This window comes from Diaphorobacter sp. B2A2W2 (assembly GCF_056730635.1).
The window spans coordinates 421730-437147 of sequence record NZ_JBWZOR010000002.1; the positions used below are offsets into that span (position 1 = coordinate 421730).

Sequence of the window (15418 nt, forward strand, 5' to 3'; positions counted from 1 at the left end):
GTGCGGGCCGCTTCACCTTGTTCTCGAAAGAAGGAGTTTCATCATGAATTCACTGGTCACCCGTGGCAGCTTGTTTGACGATTTCTTCAAGGACTTTGCGCCGGGCTTCTATGTCCGCCCGTTGCACGGCGATGGGCTGCCCACGCCGTCGCAGATCAAGATCGACGTGAAGGAGGACGACGCCGCCTACACCGTGCATGCCGAGGTGCCCGGCGTGCCCAAGGAGGACATCCATATCTCCATTGATGGCAACGTGGTCAGCCTGCGCGCCGAGGTGCGCCAGCACGACGAGAAGAAAGAAGGCGAGAAGGTGCTGCGCAGCGAGCGCTACTTTGGCTCGGTGGCGCGCAGCTTCCAACTGCCCGTGGATGTGGACGCCGCCCAGTGCAAGGCCAAGTACGACAACGGCGTGCTCACGCTCACGCTGGCCAAGAAGCAGGGCAACAAGACTCAGCGCCTGACGATCGACTAAATCGCTTGCGCCGGGCGGATACCCTGCGCCGTGAGGCGCAGCACCCGGTCCGCCCGCGCCGCGGCGGCCTGCGAATGGGTCACCAGCACCAGCGCGGCGCCGTGCTCGCGGGTCTGGGCGATGAGCAGATCCATGACCAGCGCCGCCGTGGTGGGGTCCAGATTGCCCGTGGGCTCGTCGGCCAGGAGCAGGGCGGGGCGGTGCACCAGCGCGCGGGCAATGGCCACGCGCTGCAACTGCCCCCCGCTGAGCTGCTGCGGTAGCCGCTCGCCCAGGCCTTCCAGGCCCACGGCGGCCAGCATCTGCTGCACGCGCCGCGCATCGGAGCGGTTGAGCAGCATCAGCGGCAGGCCCACGTTCTGTGCCACGTCCAGATGCGGCAGCACATGGAAGGCCTGGAACACGAAGCCCACATGGGCGCGGCGCCACAGGGCGCGCTGCGTGTCGTCCAACTGCCCCAGATCCACGCCCTCGTGCAGCACCTGACCGGCATCCCAATGGTCCAGCCCCGCCAGGCAGTTGAGCAGCGTGGACTTGCCCACGCCCGAGTCGCCAACGATGGCGACGAACTCTCCGCGCTGCACCTGCAGATCCACGCCCTCGAACACCGCCTGCCCGCCGTAGCGCTTGGCAAGGCCGCGCACCTGCAGCAGGGTCGTGGGTTGGGGGCTCATGCGCCGCCACCCCACACGCGCGCGCGCACGGCCTGCACCAGTTGCGCAGTGGCGTCGGGCGCGTCGCAGGCGATCGAATGGCGCTCGGGCATGCTGCGCAGCCAGGTGATCTGGCGCTTGGCCAACTGGCGCGTGGCGGCAATGCCCCGCTCCGGCAGGCTGCTCATCGGGTAGAGGCCGTCCAGTGACTCCCACGCCTGGCGGTAGCCCACGCAGCGCATGCTGGGCAGCTCGGCGTGCAGGTCGCCGCGCGCGCGCAGGCGCAGGACTTCGTCCAGAAAGCCGGCGGCCAGCATGGCGTGAAAGCGCTCGGCAATGCGCCCATGCAGCCAGGCGCGGTCGTGTGGCTCCAAGGAAAAAAGGCTTGCAGCGCTCATCGGGCGGCCGCTGGCAGCTACGGTTTTGGTCGTGTGAAAGCTCGACAGCGGCCGGCCCGAGACGTGCCACACCTCCAGCGCGCGCTGGATGCGCTGGCTGTCGCCGGGTGCCAGACGCGCGGCGGTCGGCGGGTCCACGCGCGCCAGTTCGGCATGCATGCCGCTCCAGCCGATGGCGGCCGCCTGGGCCTCCAGGTGCGCGCGCACGGCGGCGTCGGCGGGCGGCATGTCGTCGATGCCGTCAAACAGCGCCTTGAAGTACAGCATGGTGCCGCCCACCAGCAGCGGTAGCGCGCCGCGCGCGCGGATCTCGCCGATCAGGCGCGTGGCGTCCTGCACGAACTCGGCCGCGCTGTAGGCCTGCAGCGGGTCGCGGATGTCGATCAGGTGGTGCGGCACGCGGGCCTGCTCGGCGGGCGTGGGCTTGGCGGTGCCGATGTCCATGCCGCGGTACACCAGTGCCGAGTCCACGCTGATGATCTCCACCGGCAGGCGGGGCGCGAGCGCGTCGGCAATGGCAAACGCCGCCGCCGTCTTGCCCGAGGCCGTGGGCCCAGCCAGTGCGAGCGCGGGAATGTGGTCAGCGGGCATGGGCAACCTCCTGCGGGGCATGGCGCTGCACCAGCGTCCAGGCAATGGCCGCCAGCAGCAGCGACCACAGGGCCACGCCTTGCACCAGCGGCCACACGCTGCCGCCCAGCGCCCCGCCCAGCCACTGGCCGATGGCGAAGCCCGCCAGCATCATCATGAAACCATTGAGCGCCGAGGCCATGCCCGCCGCCTGCGGGAACGGTCCCACCGCGCCCGACTGCCCGCAGGGCTGGTGGATGCCGTGGCCCACCATGTAGAGGTAGAACGGCGGCAGCAGCGCGGCCACGCTGTGCCAGCCCAGCGCGGCGGCCAGCAACATCAGCAGGCCGCCGCTGGCCGACAGCGCGCCGGCGATGGCGACCGTGCGCTTGAGGCCCTGGCGCGCCAGCAGCCGCCGGCACAGCAGCGTGCCCAGCAGGTACGCCACGGCCGTGGACAGCAGCGCCAACCCGTACTGCGTGCGCGAAATGCCCAGCACGTCGAGGTAGACGAAGGACGAAGCAGCCAGGAAGGTGAACAGCCCGCCATAGCTGGCCGTGGTGAGCAGCGAGAACGCCCAGAACGCGGACGTGCGCAATATCTGCGCCGCCGTGCCTGCCAGCATGGCGGGGCGCAGGGCGTGCGGGTTGCGCTGGTGCAGCGTCTCGGGCATGCGCAGCGCCACCAGCGCCAACGTGCCCATGGCGTACGCGGTGAGCGCCAGCAGTGCCGCGCGCCAGTTGAACCATTCGGTCAGCAGCCCGCCCAGTGGCGCGCACAGGCAGGCCACGAGCCCCAAGCCGGTCAGCGCCTTGGACATGGCGCGTGCGCCCGCCAGCGGCGTGTACAGGTCGCGCACGATGGCGCGCGCGCACATCACCACGGCGCCCATGGCGACGCCCTGGGCCGTGCGCCAGGCGATGAGCACCGCCATGGACGGCGCCAGCGCCGCGCCCACCGCCGCCAGCGTGTACATCGCCAGCCCGGTGAGCAGCACCGGCCGGCGGCCGAATCGGTCGGACAGCGGCCCCCATGCCAGTTGCGAGCAGCCAAAGGCCAGCAGCAGCGCGGACAGCGTGAGTTGGCCTGCGGCCACGGGTGCGTTCAGGCTGCGCGTGAGCGCGGGCAGGGCGGGCAGGTACAGATCGGTGGTGACGGGCTGGATGCTCAGCAGCAGGGCCAGCACCAGGATGGCCAGGCCGGGAGGCACAGGCACGGGTACCGGAGGCGCCTGCTGCGGGCCGATGGCGGCGGACGGGACGGACATGATGCGCGCGAGGGTAGCAGAGTCGATGGCGCGGCAGACCCAAGGCCCCGCACCCCCGCCGGGGCTTGGAGCGGTGCGCAGGGCAGGCCCAACGCATTTGGACGAAAATGGCCTGTACCGCCCTATAGACAAGCGCGAGCAGCTATGAAAAACATAGTCCACTGCACGCATTCAGCTTCGAGCAACGCCGTGACCTCCACCACCCGCATTCCCTTGCTTATCCTCAACGGCATGACGCCGCAGCACCTGGACCAGATCGGCCAGCGTTTTGACGTCTGCTATGCCCCCACGCCCGACGCGCGCGCCCAGGCCATCGCACAGCAGGGCGCGCGCTTCAGGGTGGTGCTGACCATCGGCGCCGTCGGTCTCACGGCGCAGGAGATCGCCGCCATGCCCGCGCTGGAGCTGGTATGTGCCCTGGGCGCGGGCTACGAGAACGTGGCGCTGGACGCCGCCCGCGCGCGCGGCATTGCGCTGGCCAACGGCGCAGGCACCAACGACGACTGCGTAGCCGACCATGCGTTCGGGCTGCTGATTGCCATCGTGCGCGGCATGCGCACCCTGGACCAGCAGTGCCGCGCCGGCGTGTGGCGCGATGCGATCGGCCTGCCGCCCAATGTCTCGCGCAAGCGGCTGGGCATCTTCGGGCTGGGCACCATCGGCCACAAGATCGCGCGCCGCGCGGCAGGCTTTGACATGGAGATCGGCTACCACAACCGCAGCCCGCGCGCGGAGGTGCCGCACCGCTACTTCCCCAGCCTGCAGGAGCTGGCCGCCTGGTGCGACGTGCTGGTGTGCGCCACGCCGGGCGGGGCGTCCACGCGCCACCGCGTCAATGCCGAGGTGCTGCAGGCGCTGGGCCCGCAGGGCTACCTGGTGAACATCGCGCGCGGCAGCGTGGTGGACACGCAGGCCCTGGCGGCTGCGCTGCGCGAGCGCCGCATTGCCGGCGCGGGGCTGGATGTGTACGAGAGCGAGCCCGCGCCGCCGCAGGAGCTGGTGGGCCTGGACAACGTGCTGCTCACCCCGCACGTGGCCGGCTGGTCGCCCGAGGCCGTGCAGGCCAGCGTGGACCGCTTCCTGGCCAACGCCGAGGGCCACTTTGCGGGCCGCGGCGTGGTCTCGCCGATCTGACCGCGGACTACAGCGCCGCGCGCAGGCGCTCGGCATAACCGGCCAGCACGGCGGCTGGCGGCTCCTGGCGTGGCCAGGTGAAGGTGATGCCGTCGTCCTCATGGCGCGGCACCACGTGCAGGTGCACATGCGCCACGGTCTGCCCGCCCAGCGCGCCATTGGCCTGCAGCAGCGTGAGCCCGGGCGGGTCGAAGGCGGTGCGCACCGCCAGCGCGACGCGGCGCGCGGTCTGCATCAGCGCCGCGGCCTCTTCGGGGGTCGTGTCGAGCAAGGTGGCCGCATGCCGTTTGGTCGCGACGAGGACATGGCCCGGCGTGACCTGGCCGATGTCCATGAAGGCGATCGTGAGCGCGTCCTCATAGACCTTGGCACTGGGGATCTCGCCGGCCACCAGCCGGCAGAAGATGCATTGGCCGGGCGGCGAGGTGTCAACGAACATGGGCACGGGCGGTCTCTCCTGTAGGTTGGAATATCCAGGTTGGCCGCGGATGGGGATGCGGCGACCCTGTCGCGCTGGAGTGTAAGGACCTAGTGCGCGCCGGCCCGGGCCCGCGGCGCGGCGCGCGCCGCATCGATGGTCGTCAAGGGCGATTGCAGGCAGACCAGCCCGCCTGGGCCGGCGTCGCGCCAGGCGATGCCCGCGTGCGACTGCTTGGCATCGCGCTTGGCCAGCGCCGCGAGGTTGGCCACCTCTTCGGCATGCTCCATGCTGCCCGGCGGCACGCGCACCGCGCCGATCGACAGCGTGGTGCAGCGAAAGAACCGGTTCACGCCATGCCGGTCCTCGGCCCAGATGCCGCCTTCCTGGCGCGCAGATTCATCGAACAGGGCGATGGCCTCGCGCGCGAACGAGTCCACGATGCGCTGGCAGCGCGCCAGCCAGTCGCTGCTCTGGAACAGCAGCATGAAGTCGTCACCGCCCACATGGCCCACGAAGTCGGCCCGCGGGTCGCAGTGCGTCAGCGCCAGCCGCGCCACCAAGCGGATCATCTGGTCGCCGCGCCAATAGCCGTAGTGGTCGTTGAAGGGCTTGAAGTGGTTCAGGTCGGCGTAGCAGGCGACGAAGGCCGCGCGGTGGTCCAGCAGGCGCTGCATGTGCAGGCTGATGGGGATGTTGCCGGGCAGGAAAGTGAGGGGGTTGGCGTGGCGCGCGGCCTCGATGCGCGCTTCGGTCACGCCGCGCACCAGTTGCTCGCCGGTGCCCAGGCCCGCGTAGCGCCCGTTGTCGGTGACGATGAAGCCGTCGTTGAGGTAGCGCTGATCCTGCGAGGTGAGGATGCCCACCAGATGCTCCACGTCGCAGTCCATCTCCACCACGCGCGGCGACGTACTGGCGAACGCCATGCAGGGCTTGCGGCCGTGCACCTCGCGAAAGTACAGCGTGGCGTAGTGGTTCATGAACTCCTGGCGGTTGATGAGCGCCACGGGGCGTTCGCCCTCCAGCACCGCAATGGCGTGCAGATCGCCATGCGTGCGAAACAGCTCGGCCACCGCGTCGTTGCTGGTGCAGGGCGTGACGGTGGGCGCCTGCGCCATAAGCAGGTTGCGCAGGATGCCCGGGCGCATGGGCTGGCCGCCGTGCGGCAGCACGGCCACGCGGCGGTCCCGCAGCACGGCCAGCGCGGGCGGCTCGATCGCCAGGCGAGCGGTATGCGCGGGCCGGCCCAGCAGGTAGCCCTGGCCGTAGGAAATATCGAGGTCGCGCAGCGCGCGCAGCTCGTCGCTGGTCTCGATGCCTTCGGCCACCAGCGTGGTGCCGAACACTTCGGCAATGCCGCGGATCGCCTGCAGCATCTGCAGCTTCTCGGGGTGCTGGCCGATGTCGCGCGTGAAGTACTTGTCGATCTTCACGAAGTCGGGGCGCACCTCCGACCACAGGCGCAGGCTGGAATGGCCGTCGCCGAAGTCGTCCAGCGCCAGGCGCATGCCACTGGCGTGCACCTGGCGCAGTGCGTCGCGCAGCGGCACCAGGTCGTGCACGCGCTCGTGCTCGGTGATCTCCAGCACCACCATGTGCGGGGACACGCCCAGCCGGCGGACCACGTGGGCCAGAGGCTCCGCGCCGCACAGCCCGACGCCCCAGACCAGCGCGTCGGCGCTGATGTTCACGAACAGCCGGCCCGGCGTGGCCTGCTGGCCCCATTGGGTGAGTGCCTGCGCGACGCACAGCAGTTCGAAGTCGTGCAGCAGGTCTTCGGCGCGTGCCTGGGCCAGCAAGGCGTCGGGCGACTGCAGCGGCGAGTTTTCCGGGCCGCGGATCAGGGCCTCGTGTGAATAGATGTTCCCCTCGCGCAGGTCGGCCAGGGGCTGGAATACGCAGTGCAGCCCACCCGCGCGCAGCAGCCGCGCCAGCGGCCCTTCGCCCCGCCGCACCCTGGGTGACAGCGAAGGCAGCAGTGCGCGCAGAGACAGCCGCGGAGCATCAGGCATCGGTAGCAATTGGTAACTGTTAAAAGGGGAGCGTAGGCCTTCCGGGTGACAGGCCCGTGACGCGCATGCGCCTGGCAAGGGCGATGGCTGGTATTGAGTTGATAGCTGCTGGCGCTTTGTCCGTAAGCATCAGGGCTACTTTTCATTGGTATTTGCAGGCGAAAAAAAGCACGCGGCGCATGGCGCCGCGTGCCGTGCAGTGGCCGACAGGGCCTGCTTCGTCAGAACCGGTGGCGGATACCCACGCCGAAGCTGTTGCCCGTGGACTGGTTGGTGATCTTGTCGTTCATGTACATCGCGTACACGTCCGTGCGCTTGGACAGGTTGTAGTCATAGCCCAGCGTGAAGGTCTTGCGGTCCAGGTCCGAGTCCGTCAGCTCGGTCTTGACCCAGGAAGCCAACAGGCTGCCGCCGCCCAGCGGGGCCGATGCGCCGACCTGCATCGTCTTGGCCTTACCCGGGCTGTTGTCGGCCTTGGTCTGGCCGTAGCTCAGGTAGGGCTTCACAACGTTGAAATCGTAGGCCGCGGCCAGCATCCAGTCCTTCTTGGTCGTGCCCAGGTAGGTGCCCTGGCCGGGGTTGCTGATCTGGTCGCGCTCGTAGTAGCCAGTCAGCGTCAGCGGGCCGCCGAAGTAGAAGAAATTAGCGCCGACGTTCTTCTTGCCGTTATCGCCCGGCAGTTCGCCGAATTGGTACTGCAGGTTGGCCTTGAAGCCGCCGATGTCGGGCGTGCTGTAGGCGATCTGGTTGCTCCAGCCTGTGTCGGACGGGGTGGTGGCCTGCCAGCCGGAGGCGTTGAACAGCGGCACGTTCTTGTGCAGGATCAGCGGCGAGAACGTGAACGAGTCGCCCAGCGGGTTGCCCACCACGGACGGCAGGAAGTTGGGTGCCATCCAGCGGCCCAGCAGCACGGAGCCAAAACTGCCCGACAGGCTCACGTTGGCGTCGCGCGAGAAAAACGTGTCGCCCGGAAAGCGGCCCTGCGTGCCGGTATCCACCTGGATGAACGAGGTGAGCTGGAAGTTGGCCTTCAAGCCGCCGCCCAGGTCTTCGGATCCGGTGAAGCCGAACCACGAGGTAGTCATGCCACCGCTATTGACCACCGAGCGGCGGTCGGCGTCACCGGCCATCTTCATGGAGCCGACGTAGACGTCGGTCAGACCCGAAAGCGTGACGGAGGTTTGGGCGTGTGCCGTGGCCGCGCACAGCGTGGCGGCGGCAAGGGCGATCAAATGGCGGTACATGGGTTCTCCTCTGTAGGGCGGGGATGCGCGGCTGGCGCAGGGGTTGTTATGACGGTTTCGTGTCAGGCAGCGATTGTGGTCAAGCAAACATCATGCCGCCAGCCTTTTTCGTGTTTTTGCAACACTGCGAACGCAAGTTGTTGCGCCCGGACCCGCCGGAACGGCGCGTGAGGCGGCCCGGCACGCCGGCGGTTGCACGTCCACTTTTGATTTCGCTCAAAGCAGGACGGGCGGTGCGCCGGCACAGTGGCGGTCATGTTCCCCCTACCGTCCTCCGACCAGTCCGCACAGATCGAGGTGGCCACCGCGGGCGAGGTGCTGCGTGAGCGCCACCAACAACCTGCGTCCGTGCTCTACCTTGACAGTGGCCGCGTGCTGCTGGGCGTGCGCGAGGACGGCGTGATGCGCCACCAGCTTGGTGTGGTCGAAGGGCCGTTCTGGCTCGACGCCGCCACCGCGCTGCTGGAGCAGCCCTGCGCCGTGGACATGGTGGCGGACACCCGCGTGCAGTTGCGCCGGCTACCGCTGGAGGACTTCAAGCGCACCTTTGATGAGTTGCCCGTGGGCGCACAGGCGCTGCTGCGCGACATGGCTACCGGTTACTGCCAACAGACAGAACTGGCCGTGAGCCGCCTGGCCCAGGACGCAGAAGCCCGCTGCGCCCAGTGGCTGCTGCGCCATGCGCAAAACAGTGAAGACGGCGGCTTGCGCGTTACGCTGCACCAGCGCAAGCGCCTGATTGCGGCGCAGTTGGGCATTGCGCCCGAGACGCTCTCGCGTGTGCTGCGCCATCTGCGCGAGCACGGCCTGATCGCTGGCACGGGCAACGTGCTGAGCCTGCCGCAGCCCCGCGCGCTGCAGCTGGTGGCCGGCGCCTGAGCACACGCTGAGCACTCCGCCCGATGGGGCCGCTGCGGCGGCCCTTTTGCATCCAGTTGTTACCACTCTCTACCTGAAGGCCTGAGGCGTCAGGGTTTTTCCCGCGCCGTCACAGGGTTCCACCCAGTCTGGAGCCGGGGGTGCCTGCGTATATTGGTTCGAGCCTCTGGTGAGGCAGTCACCCTACGACCATGGTTCGCGCCTTCCTCGATCCTCTCGTTTCGGGCGCTTCGAACGCGGAGCGCCCATGACACCGCCCGAGCATGTTGCCGCGTGGGAAGACGTGGCGCCCGAGCGGGAGCCTGAAGGCTTCGCATGGCTGCCCGGTCCGCTGGTGGGCAAGCTGCTGGCGGTGGCGGCGCTGGCCATCGTGCTCTCCGCAATGCTCACCGTGTGGGTGCTGTCGCGCGCCGCGGGCCAGGAGGTCATGCAGCGCCTGGTCAGCCAGCAGAACGACGAGGTGGAACTGGTGGCGCGGTTGCTGGCCAGCAAGATCGAGCAGAGCCAGAAGGTGCTTGCCACCGTGGCCGAGGGCATTACCCCCGAGCTGTTGGAGTCTCCCGCGTCGCTGGAGTGGCTGCTGCAGCAGGGTCTGCCGGCCGTGCGCTTCTTCGACGCCATCCAGGTTGCGCGCAAGGACGGCAACCTCGCCATCAACCTGCGCTATGGCAAGCTGGAAAAGGCCTCGGGTCTGGACCCGGGCGAGCGCGATTACCTCGTGCGCACGCTGCTGGACGGCAAGCCGCTGGTGTCGGGCCTCATCGGCGCCACGCCGGCCGAGGCGCGCGTGATGTTCACCATGCCGCTGCTGCGGGGGGAGGGCCGCGTCATCGGGGCCGTGGCGGGCGTGCTGCGGCTGCAATCGCAGGGACTGCTGCCACATTCCCTGGCGCTGCCCGCACGCAGCGATTCGCAGCTGGTGGTGTTCACGCGCGACGGGGTGATCCTGGCGCACCCCAATATGGAGCGCGTGCTGGGCCAGGTGGCCGATGAGCCAGGCCTGGGCGAGGCCTATGCGCGCTGGCGCCACGCGGACGATGCGCCGCTGGCCGGACGCGCGCAAACCACCGTGCAGGCGGACCACGTGGTGAGCTTGGCCAGCGTGCCCATGCCGCAATGGGTGGTGGCCCGGGTGAGCGCTTCGCAGGCCGTGCTGGCGCCAATGCAGGGCGTCCAGCGCCGGGCCTGGGCGCTCGCGGCCACGGCCACGGCGCTGGTGGCCCTGTTGGCGCTGGGCGCCATGCTGTGGATCGCGCGCCCGCTGATCCTGCTGCGCCAGCGTGCCCGAGCGCTGATGGACGCAGAGGCCGCTGGTGCGCCGGCGAGCGGGTCCGCCGGGCATGACGGCCCATGGCCGCACAGCCCTGGCGAGGTGGACGATGTGGTGCGCGTCTGCACCCGGCTGCTGGAACACCGGCGGCTGCAACAGCGCGGGTCGGAAGCGTCGGCGCGCCAGCTGCGTGCGGTGCTGGCGCACGTGCCGCTGGGCATCGTCGTCAGCCGCTACGAGCAGGTGGAGGTCGTGAGCCAGCAGGCCGGCCGCATGCTGGGCTATGCGCCGGCGCAGCTCCAGGGGCGCCGGCTGACGGATCTGCTGGCCTCGCTGCCCGGCGCAGCGGATGTGGCCCAGCAGGTGCGTGCGCGGTTTGCGGCCCACGGCAGCTTCGATGGCGAACTGCCGCTGCTGCGCAAGGACAGCAGCACGCTGTGGGTGCGGGCGCAGGGGCAACTGGTGGAGCCCGGCGTGCCGGCTAGCGGCCTGGTGTGGTCGCTGGAAGACTTCACTGCGGAGCGTGCAGCGCGCCAGCAGCAGTCCTGGGAGCGCGCCCACGACCCCTTGACCCAACTGCTCAACCGCGCGGAGTTTGAGTTGCGCCTGCAGATGCTGCTGGACGCGCGTGCTGCGCGGGGCCCGCGGGGTGTGCCGGAGGAAGACGGCGGGGTGCTGCTGTTCATGGACCTGGACCATTTCACCGTGGTCAACGACGTTGCCGGCCATGATGCGGGCGATGACGTACTGCGCCATCTGGCACGTCTGCTCGAATCGGAAGTGCGGCACAACGGCTGGGCTGCGCGCGTGGGCGGCGACGAGTTCGCCATCGTGCTGCCGGGCAGCTCCTTGGCGCGCGGGCAGGCCGTAGCCGAGCAGTTGCGCGCCGCCGTGCAGGCGTGGGAGCCCGCATATGGCGGGCGCAGCTTCACCCTGGGCCTGAGCGTGGGGCTGGTCCCGCTGGCACCTGGTGCGCACGGTGTGGCGGCGCTGCTCTACGCCGCCGACATGGCCTGCTACCAGGCCAAGCGCGCTGGGCGCAACCGCATCGCCGTAGGCAGCGTGCAGGTACCGGCCTGAACGGCTCGGCTGGCATGGCCGCACACGGCGGCGGGTTACTCCAGCCGCCCGATCGCGCGCAGCACGTTCTCTGCCGTGGCGGGCGCGGTCAGTTGCACGGGTGCGCGCGCATCGGCGCCGCCGTCCCCCCGGGCCGCAGCGACTGCATTGCGCAGTGCTTCGTACACGCTGATGGCCAGCATGAACGGGGGCTCGCCCACGGCCTTGCTGCCGCCCACGTTGTCCTCGCGGTTGGGCTGGTGCCACAGCTGCACGCGCAGGTGCTCGGGCACGTCGCCCGTGGCGGGGATCTTGTAGGTGCTGGGGGCGTGCGTGGCCAGGCGTCCTTCGTCGTTCCACACCAGTTGCTCGGTGGTAAGCCACCCCATGCCCTGCACGAAACCGCCCTCGATCTGGCCGAGGTCGATGGCCGGGTTGATGCTGTGGCCCACGTCGTGCAGGATGTCCACGGCCAGCACGCGGCTCTCGCCGGTGTGGGTGTCGATGGCCACCTCGGTGCAGGCGGCACCATAGGCGAAGTAGTAGAAGGGCCGGCCGGTGAGCGTGGTCTTGTCGTAGTGGATCTTGGGCGTGCGGTAAAAGCCGTCGCTCCACAGCTGGATGCGGTTGGCGTAGGCGTCCTTCACCACGTCCTCCCAGCGCCGCGTGCGCTTGGGGGATATGACCTGCCCACCCGCGAAGCGGATGGCGCCCGCGCCGCAGCCGTCCAGCCCGCAGACGAACGCCGCCAGGTTGTCGCGCACATGGCGCGCCGCGAACTGCGCGGCGCGGCCGTTCAGGTCGGTGCCGCTGCTGGCGGCGGTGGCGCTGGCGTTGGGCACCTTGGCGGTGTCGCTTGCGGTGACCAGCACGCGGGAGAGGGGCACGCCCAGCTCATCGGCCACGATCTGCGCCACCTTGGTGTGCAGGCCCTGGCCCATCTCGGTGCCACCGTGGTTCACCTGCACGCTGCCGTCGGTGTACACATGCACCAGCGCCCCGGCCTGGTTGAACAGCGTGGCCGTGAAGCTGATGCCGAACTTCACCGGCGTCAGGCCCAAGCCGCGCTTGAGCACGGGGTTCGCGGCATTCCATGCCGAAACGGCCTCCTGCCGTTGCCTGTAGAGCGCAGACTGCTCCAATTGCGGTAGCAAATCGTGCAGGATGTTGTCCTCCACGGTCATCTGGTAGTGGGTCACGTTGCGTTCGTGCAGCCCGTAGAGGTTGGCCAGGCGCACGTCCAGCGCGTCCCGGCCCAGGGCGCGGGCGATGTCGCCCAGGATGGTCTCGATGGCGATCACCCCCTGCGGCCCGCCAAAGCCGCGGAACGCGGTATGGCTCTGGGTGTGCGTCTTGCAGCGGTACGAGGCGATCTCCACATGTTCCAGGAAGTACGCGTTGTCGCAGTGGAACACCGCGCGGTCGGCCACGGGGCCGGACAGATCGGCGCTGAAGCCGCAGTTGGCGGCCATCATCAGTTTGAGGCCGGTGATGCGCCCGGCGTCGTCAAAACCCACGTCCCATTCGTAGGCGAAGGGGTGGCGCTTGCCGGTGACCATGAAGTCGTCGTCGCGGTCCAGGCGCAGCTTGACGGGCCGGCCGAACTTGTGCGCCGCCAGCGCCGCCCACACGGCCAGGTGGCCGGCCTGCGTTTCCTTGCCGCCAAAGCCGCCGCCCATGCGCCGGCACTCCACGCGCACCGCGTGGCTGTCGATGCCCAGCGCATGCGCCACCCAGTGCTGCACCTCGCCGGGGTGCTGGGTGCTGGAGTGGATCAGCCACTCCCCCTGTTCCTGCGGCAGGGCATAGGCGATCTGACCCTCCAGATAGAAATGCTCCTGCCCGCCGACTTCCAGATGCCCCTGCAGGCGGTGCGGCGCCTGCGCCAGCGCCTGGGCCGCGTCGCCCCGGCGCACGTGCACGGGCGGTAGAACATAGCTCTCGGCGGCCAAGGCGTCCTGTACGGTGAGGATGGCGGGCAGGGCGGTGATGCTCAGCTTCACCTGCCGCGCCGCGCGCCGCGCCTGCATCACCGACTCGGCCACCACCAGGCCGATCACCTGGCCGATGTGTTGCACCGTAGCCTGCGCGAACACCGGCTCATCATGGGCGAACGCCGCCAGTACCGGATCGCCCGGAATGTCCTGTGCCAGCACCACGCCGTGCACGCCCGCGAGCTGCAGCGCGGCTTGCGTGTCCACGCTTTCCAGCCGCCCGTGCGCCACGGTGCTGAGGATGGGGGCGGCGTAGAGCGTGCCCTTTACCTCGGGCAGGTCGTCGATGTAGTGGGCGCTGCCCGCCACCTGTGCGCGTGCGCTCTCGTGCGCGTGGGGCTGGCCCATGGCGGGCTGGGTCATGGCCGGTGGGTTGCCAGCGGCCGCGCGGCCAGAGGTCGTGCGCGCAGTGGGAGCGTGGTCGTCATCGCGCTTCATGGCGTGGCCTCCAGCGTCAGGGGTTGCAGGCGCTCCAGCGCTGGGGTCTCCGCACCGCCGCGGGTCTCGCGCCAAAAGCGGCGCACCAGCGCGCCTAGCACTTCACGGCGATAGGCGCCGCTGGCGCGCATGTCGCTGATGGGGTTGAACTCCGCCTGCAGCACGGCGGCGGCGCGCTCCGCCGTTGCGGCGGTCCAGGGCTGGCCGGTCAGCGCAGCCTCGGTCTGGCGGGCGCGTGCCGGGGTGGCGGCCACGCCGCCCGCGCCGATGCGCGCCTGGGTGATGGTCTGCCGTTCGAGGTGCAGCTGGATGGCCAGGCACACGGCAGAGATGTCGTCGTCGAAGCGCTTGGAAACCTTGTAGGCCGCCAGCCGCTGGTCCGCCCGCCGCTGGTCCGCCAGCCGCTGGTCCGGCGCGGGCAGAGGTAGGTGGATGAAGGTGAGCAGCTCGTCTGCCGCCAACTGGTTCTGCCGGTAGCCGGTGTAGAAATCCTCCAGGGGCATGCGCCGGCTGCCGCGCGTGCTGGCCAGCTCCACCTGCGCCCCCAGCGCGATCAGCAGCGGCATCGAGTCGCCAATGGGCGAGCCGTTGGCCACGTTGCCCCCCAGCGTGCCGCTGTTGCGCACCGGCAGGCCCGCAAAGCGCGCGGCAAAGCGGTGCAGTTGCGGCCAGCGGGCCTGCAGCGCAGAGAAGGCATCGGTGAGCGATACGGCCGCGCCCAGCGTGAGCAGGCCGTCGTGCTCGGCCACGCCGGTCAGTTCCGCGGCGCGCGTCACGTCCAACAGGCGCGGGAAGCGGCGGTGCTGCTTGGTGATCCACAGGCCCAGGTCGGTGGCGCCGGCCACCAGTTGCGCGTCGGGGTGGGCGGCGCGCGCGGCCAGCAGATCAGGGAGCGTGGCGGGCGAGATATAAGAGAAATCGGCCTCTAGCGCTTGCGGGGTAAGCGCGAGTAGCTCCAATTGTTGTAGCAATGCGGTTTCATCCACCTGCACGCGCGGCAGTTGCTGCATCTGCTGCGCGGCATCCAGGATGGGGCGGTAGCCCGTGCAGCGGCACAGGTTGCCCGACAGCGCCTCGGCCGCCTGTGTGCGCGTGATGCCTCGGTTCTGGCAGACCTCGTTCTGGTACAGGCCGAACAGGCTCATGGCAAAACCCGGCGTGCAAAACCCGCACTGCGAGCCGTGGCATTGGACCAGCGCCTCCTGCACGGGGTGCAGTGCGCTGCCCTTTGGGTCGGACGCGGGCCGGATCAGCGGGTCGTGCGCCAGGTCCTCCACCGTCCACAGCGCCATGCCGTCGATGGAATGGGCCAGGCGGATGCAGCTGTTGACGGCCTGGTAGTGCATGCGGCCCTGGCGCGCCTCGCCCAGCACCACGGTGCAGGCGCCGCAGTCGCCTTCGCCGCAGCCCTCCTTGGTGCCGGTGGCGCCCAGGTCCTCGCGCAGAATCTCCAGCAGGGTGCGGTCGGGCGCGATGCCGTGCAGCTGCACGGCTCGGCCGCGGCGGATGAAGCGTAAGGGGCGGGGCGTTGTCATGTGCACAAGGGTATGCCGCAGGCGCCGGCTTGACCATAGGGCGGTACACATAACCCCGCCGGCGTGGTTGGTGGC

General features: G+C 69.7%; 12 protein-coding genes. 4 read left to right on the top strand and 8 right to left on the bottom strand.

All coding sequences use genetic code 11. The features are described 5' to 3' along the window. Positions 1-43 precede the first annotated feature (43 nt). Positions 44-472 carry an Hsp20/alpha crystallin family protein gene (locus tag AC1PPL_RS05235; protein WP_015913840.1) on the top strand — a complete coding sequence of 143 codons (429 nt, stop codon included), beginning with the start codon at positions 44-46 and terminating at the stop codon, positions 470-472. Here the strand turns inward: AC1PPL_RS05235 and AC1PPL_RS05240 are convergent. The 3 genes from AC1PPL_RS05240 to AC1PPL_RS05250 are packed head-to-tail and all read right to left on the bottom strand — an operon-like array spanning position 469 to position 3360. Continuing rightward, complete coding sequence (locus tag AC1PPL_RS05240) at positions 469-1146, bottom strand: ABC transporter ATP-binding protein (protein ID WP_015913839.1); 678 nt, start codon at positions 1144-1146, stop codon at positions 469-471. The two genes, AC1PPL_RS05235 and AC1PPL_RS05240, sit on opposite strands and share 4 nt — an antisense overlap. Beyond that, on the bottom strand, positions 1143-2114 hold the full coding sequence (miaA, locus tag AC1PPL_RS05245; RefSeq protein WP_479972832.1) for a tRNA (adenosine(37)-N6)-dimethylallyltransferase MiaA: 972 nt from the start codon (positions 2112-2114) through the stop codon (positions 1143-1145). Before miaA ends, AC1PPL_RS05240 begins: the two co-directional genes overlap by 4 nt. After that, complete coding sequence (locus AC1PPL_RS05250) at positions 2104-3360, bottom strand: multidrug effflux MFS transporter (RefSeq protein WP_479972833.1); 1257 nt, start codon at positions 3358-3360, stop codon at positions 2104-2106. Before AC1PPL_RS05250 ends, miaA begins: the two co-directional genes overlap by 11 nt. A 144-nt stretch (positions 3361-3504) precedes the next feature. Here AC1PPL_RS05250 and AC1PPL_RS05255 point away from each other — a divergent pair, with 144 nt between their 5' ends. After that, complete coding sequence (locus AC1PPL_RS05255; protein WP_479972834.1) at positions 3505-4494, top strand: 2-hydroxyacid dehydrogenase; 990 nt, start codon at positions 3505-3507, stop codon at positions 4492-4494. A 7-nt stretch (positions 4495-4501) separates the two neighbouring features. Here the strand turns inward: AC1PPL_RS05255 and AC1PPL_RS05260 are convergent, their stop codons facing one another. From AC1PPL_RS05260 to AC1PPL_RS05270, 3 genes are all read right to left on the bottom strand, one after another. Further along, positions 4502-4939, bottom strand: a complete 438-nt coding sequence (locus AC1PPL_RS05260; RefSeq protein WP_015913835.1) for an HIT family protein — start codon at positions 4937-4939, stop codon at positions 4502-4504. 83 nt (positions 4940-5022) lie between these two features. Further along, positions 5023-6924 carry an EAL domain-containing protein gene (locus AC1PPL_RS05265; protein ID WP_479972835.1) on the bottom strand — a complete coding sequence of 634 codons (1902 nt, stop codon included), beginning with the start codon at positions 6922-6924 and terminating at the stop codon, positions 5023-5025. Positions 6925-7145: 221 nt separating this feature from the next. Then, positions 7146-8168: a porin gene (locus AC1PPL_RS05270; protein WP_479972836.1), complete on the bottom strand. Its 1023-nt coding sequence runs from the start codon at positions 8166-8168 to the stop codon at positions 7146-7148. 255 nt (positions 8169-8423) lie between these two features. Between AC1PPL_RS05270 and AC1PPL_RS05275 the strand changes: the two genes are divergently transcribed. Both AC1PPL_RS05275 and AC1PPL_RS05280 read left to right on the top strand, forming a co-directional pair. Further along, positions 8424-9047 carry a Crp/Fnr family transcriptional regulator gene (locus tag AC1PPL_RS05275; protein ID WP_011806230.1) on the top strand — a complete coding sequence of 208 codons (624 nt, stop codon included), beginning with the start codon at positions 8424-8426 and terminating at the stop codon, positions 9045-9047. Between the two features lie 247 nt (positions 9048-9294). Next, positions 9295-11397 carry a sensor domain-containing diguanylate cyclase gene (locus AC1PPL_RS05280; RefSeq protein WP_479972837.1) on the top strand — a complete coding sequence of 701 codons (2103 nt, stop codon included), beginning with the start codon at positions 9295-9297 and terminating at the stop codon, positions 11395-11397. A 35-nt stretch (positions 11398-11432) separates the two neighbouring features. Here AC1PPL_RS05280 and xdhB read toward each other — a convergent pair whose 3' ends face one another. Next, positions 11433-13808 (bottom strand): xanthine dehydrogenase molybdopterin binding subunit, encoded by a 2376-nt coding sequence (gene xdhB / locus AC1PPL_RS05285; protein WP_479972838.1) that lies wholly within the window; start codon positions 13806-13808, stop codon positions 11433-11435. Beyond that, entirely contained in the window at positions 13805-15343 is a 1539-nt protein-coding gene (xdhA, locus tag AC1PPL_RS05290) for a xanthine dehydrogenase small subunit (protein ID WP_479972839.1), read from the bottom strand. Before xdhA ends, xdhB begins: the two co-directional genes overlap by 4 nt. Between the last annotated feature and the right edge of the window lie 75 nt (positions 15344-15418).

Excerpts from the sequence above, each read along its gene's own strand:
- AC1PPL_RS05250 (WP_479972833.1), bottom strand. The coding sequence starts at position 3,360 with ATGTCCGTCCCGTCCGCCGCCATCGGCCCGCAGCAGGCGCCTCCGGTA.
- AC1PPL_RS05265 (WP_479972835.1), bottom strand. The coding sequence starts at position 6,924 with ATGCCTGATGCTCCGCGGCTGTCTCTGCGCGCACTGCTGCCTTCGCTG.
- AC1PPL_RS05255 (WP_479972834.1), top strand. The coding sequence starts at position 3,505 with ATGAAAAACATAGTCCACTGCACGCATTCAGCTTCGAGCAACGCCGTG.
- xdhA (WP_479972839.1), bottom strand. The coding sequence starts at position 15,343 with ATGACAACGCCCCGCCCCTTACGCTTCATCCGCCGCGGCCGAGCCGTG.
- xdhB (WP_479972838.1), bottom strand. The coding sequence starts at position 13,808 with ATGAAGCGCGATGACGACCACGCTCCCACTGCGCGCACGACCTCTGGC.
- AC1PPL_RS05240 (WP_015913839.1), bottom strand. The coding sequence starts at position 1,146 with ATGAGCCCCCAACCCACGACCCTGCTGCAGGTGCGCGGCCTTGCCAAG.
- AC1PPL_RS05270 (WP_479972836.1), bottom strand. The coding sequence starts at position 8,168 with ATGTACCGCCATTTGATCGCCCTTGCCGCCGCCACGCTGTGCGCGGCC.
- AC1PPL_RS05280 (WP_479972837.1), top strand. The coding sequence starts at position 9,295 with ATGACACCGCCCGAGCATGTTGCCGCGTGGGAAGACGTGGCGCCCGAG.
- AC1PPL_RS05275 (WP_011806230.1), top strand. The coding sequence starts at position 8,424 with ATGTTCCCCCTACCGTCCTCCGACCAGTCCGCACAGATCGAGGTGGCC.
- AC1PPL_RS05235 (WP_015913840.1), top strand. The coding sequence starts at position 44 with ATGAATTCACTGGTCACCCGTGGCAGCTTGTTTGACGATTTCTTCAAG.
- miaA (WP_479972832.1), bottom strand. The coding sequence starts at position 2,114 with ATGCCCGCTGACCACATTCCCGCGCTCGCACTGGCTGGGCCCACGGCC.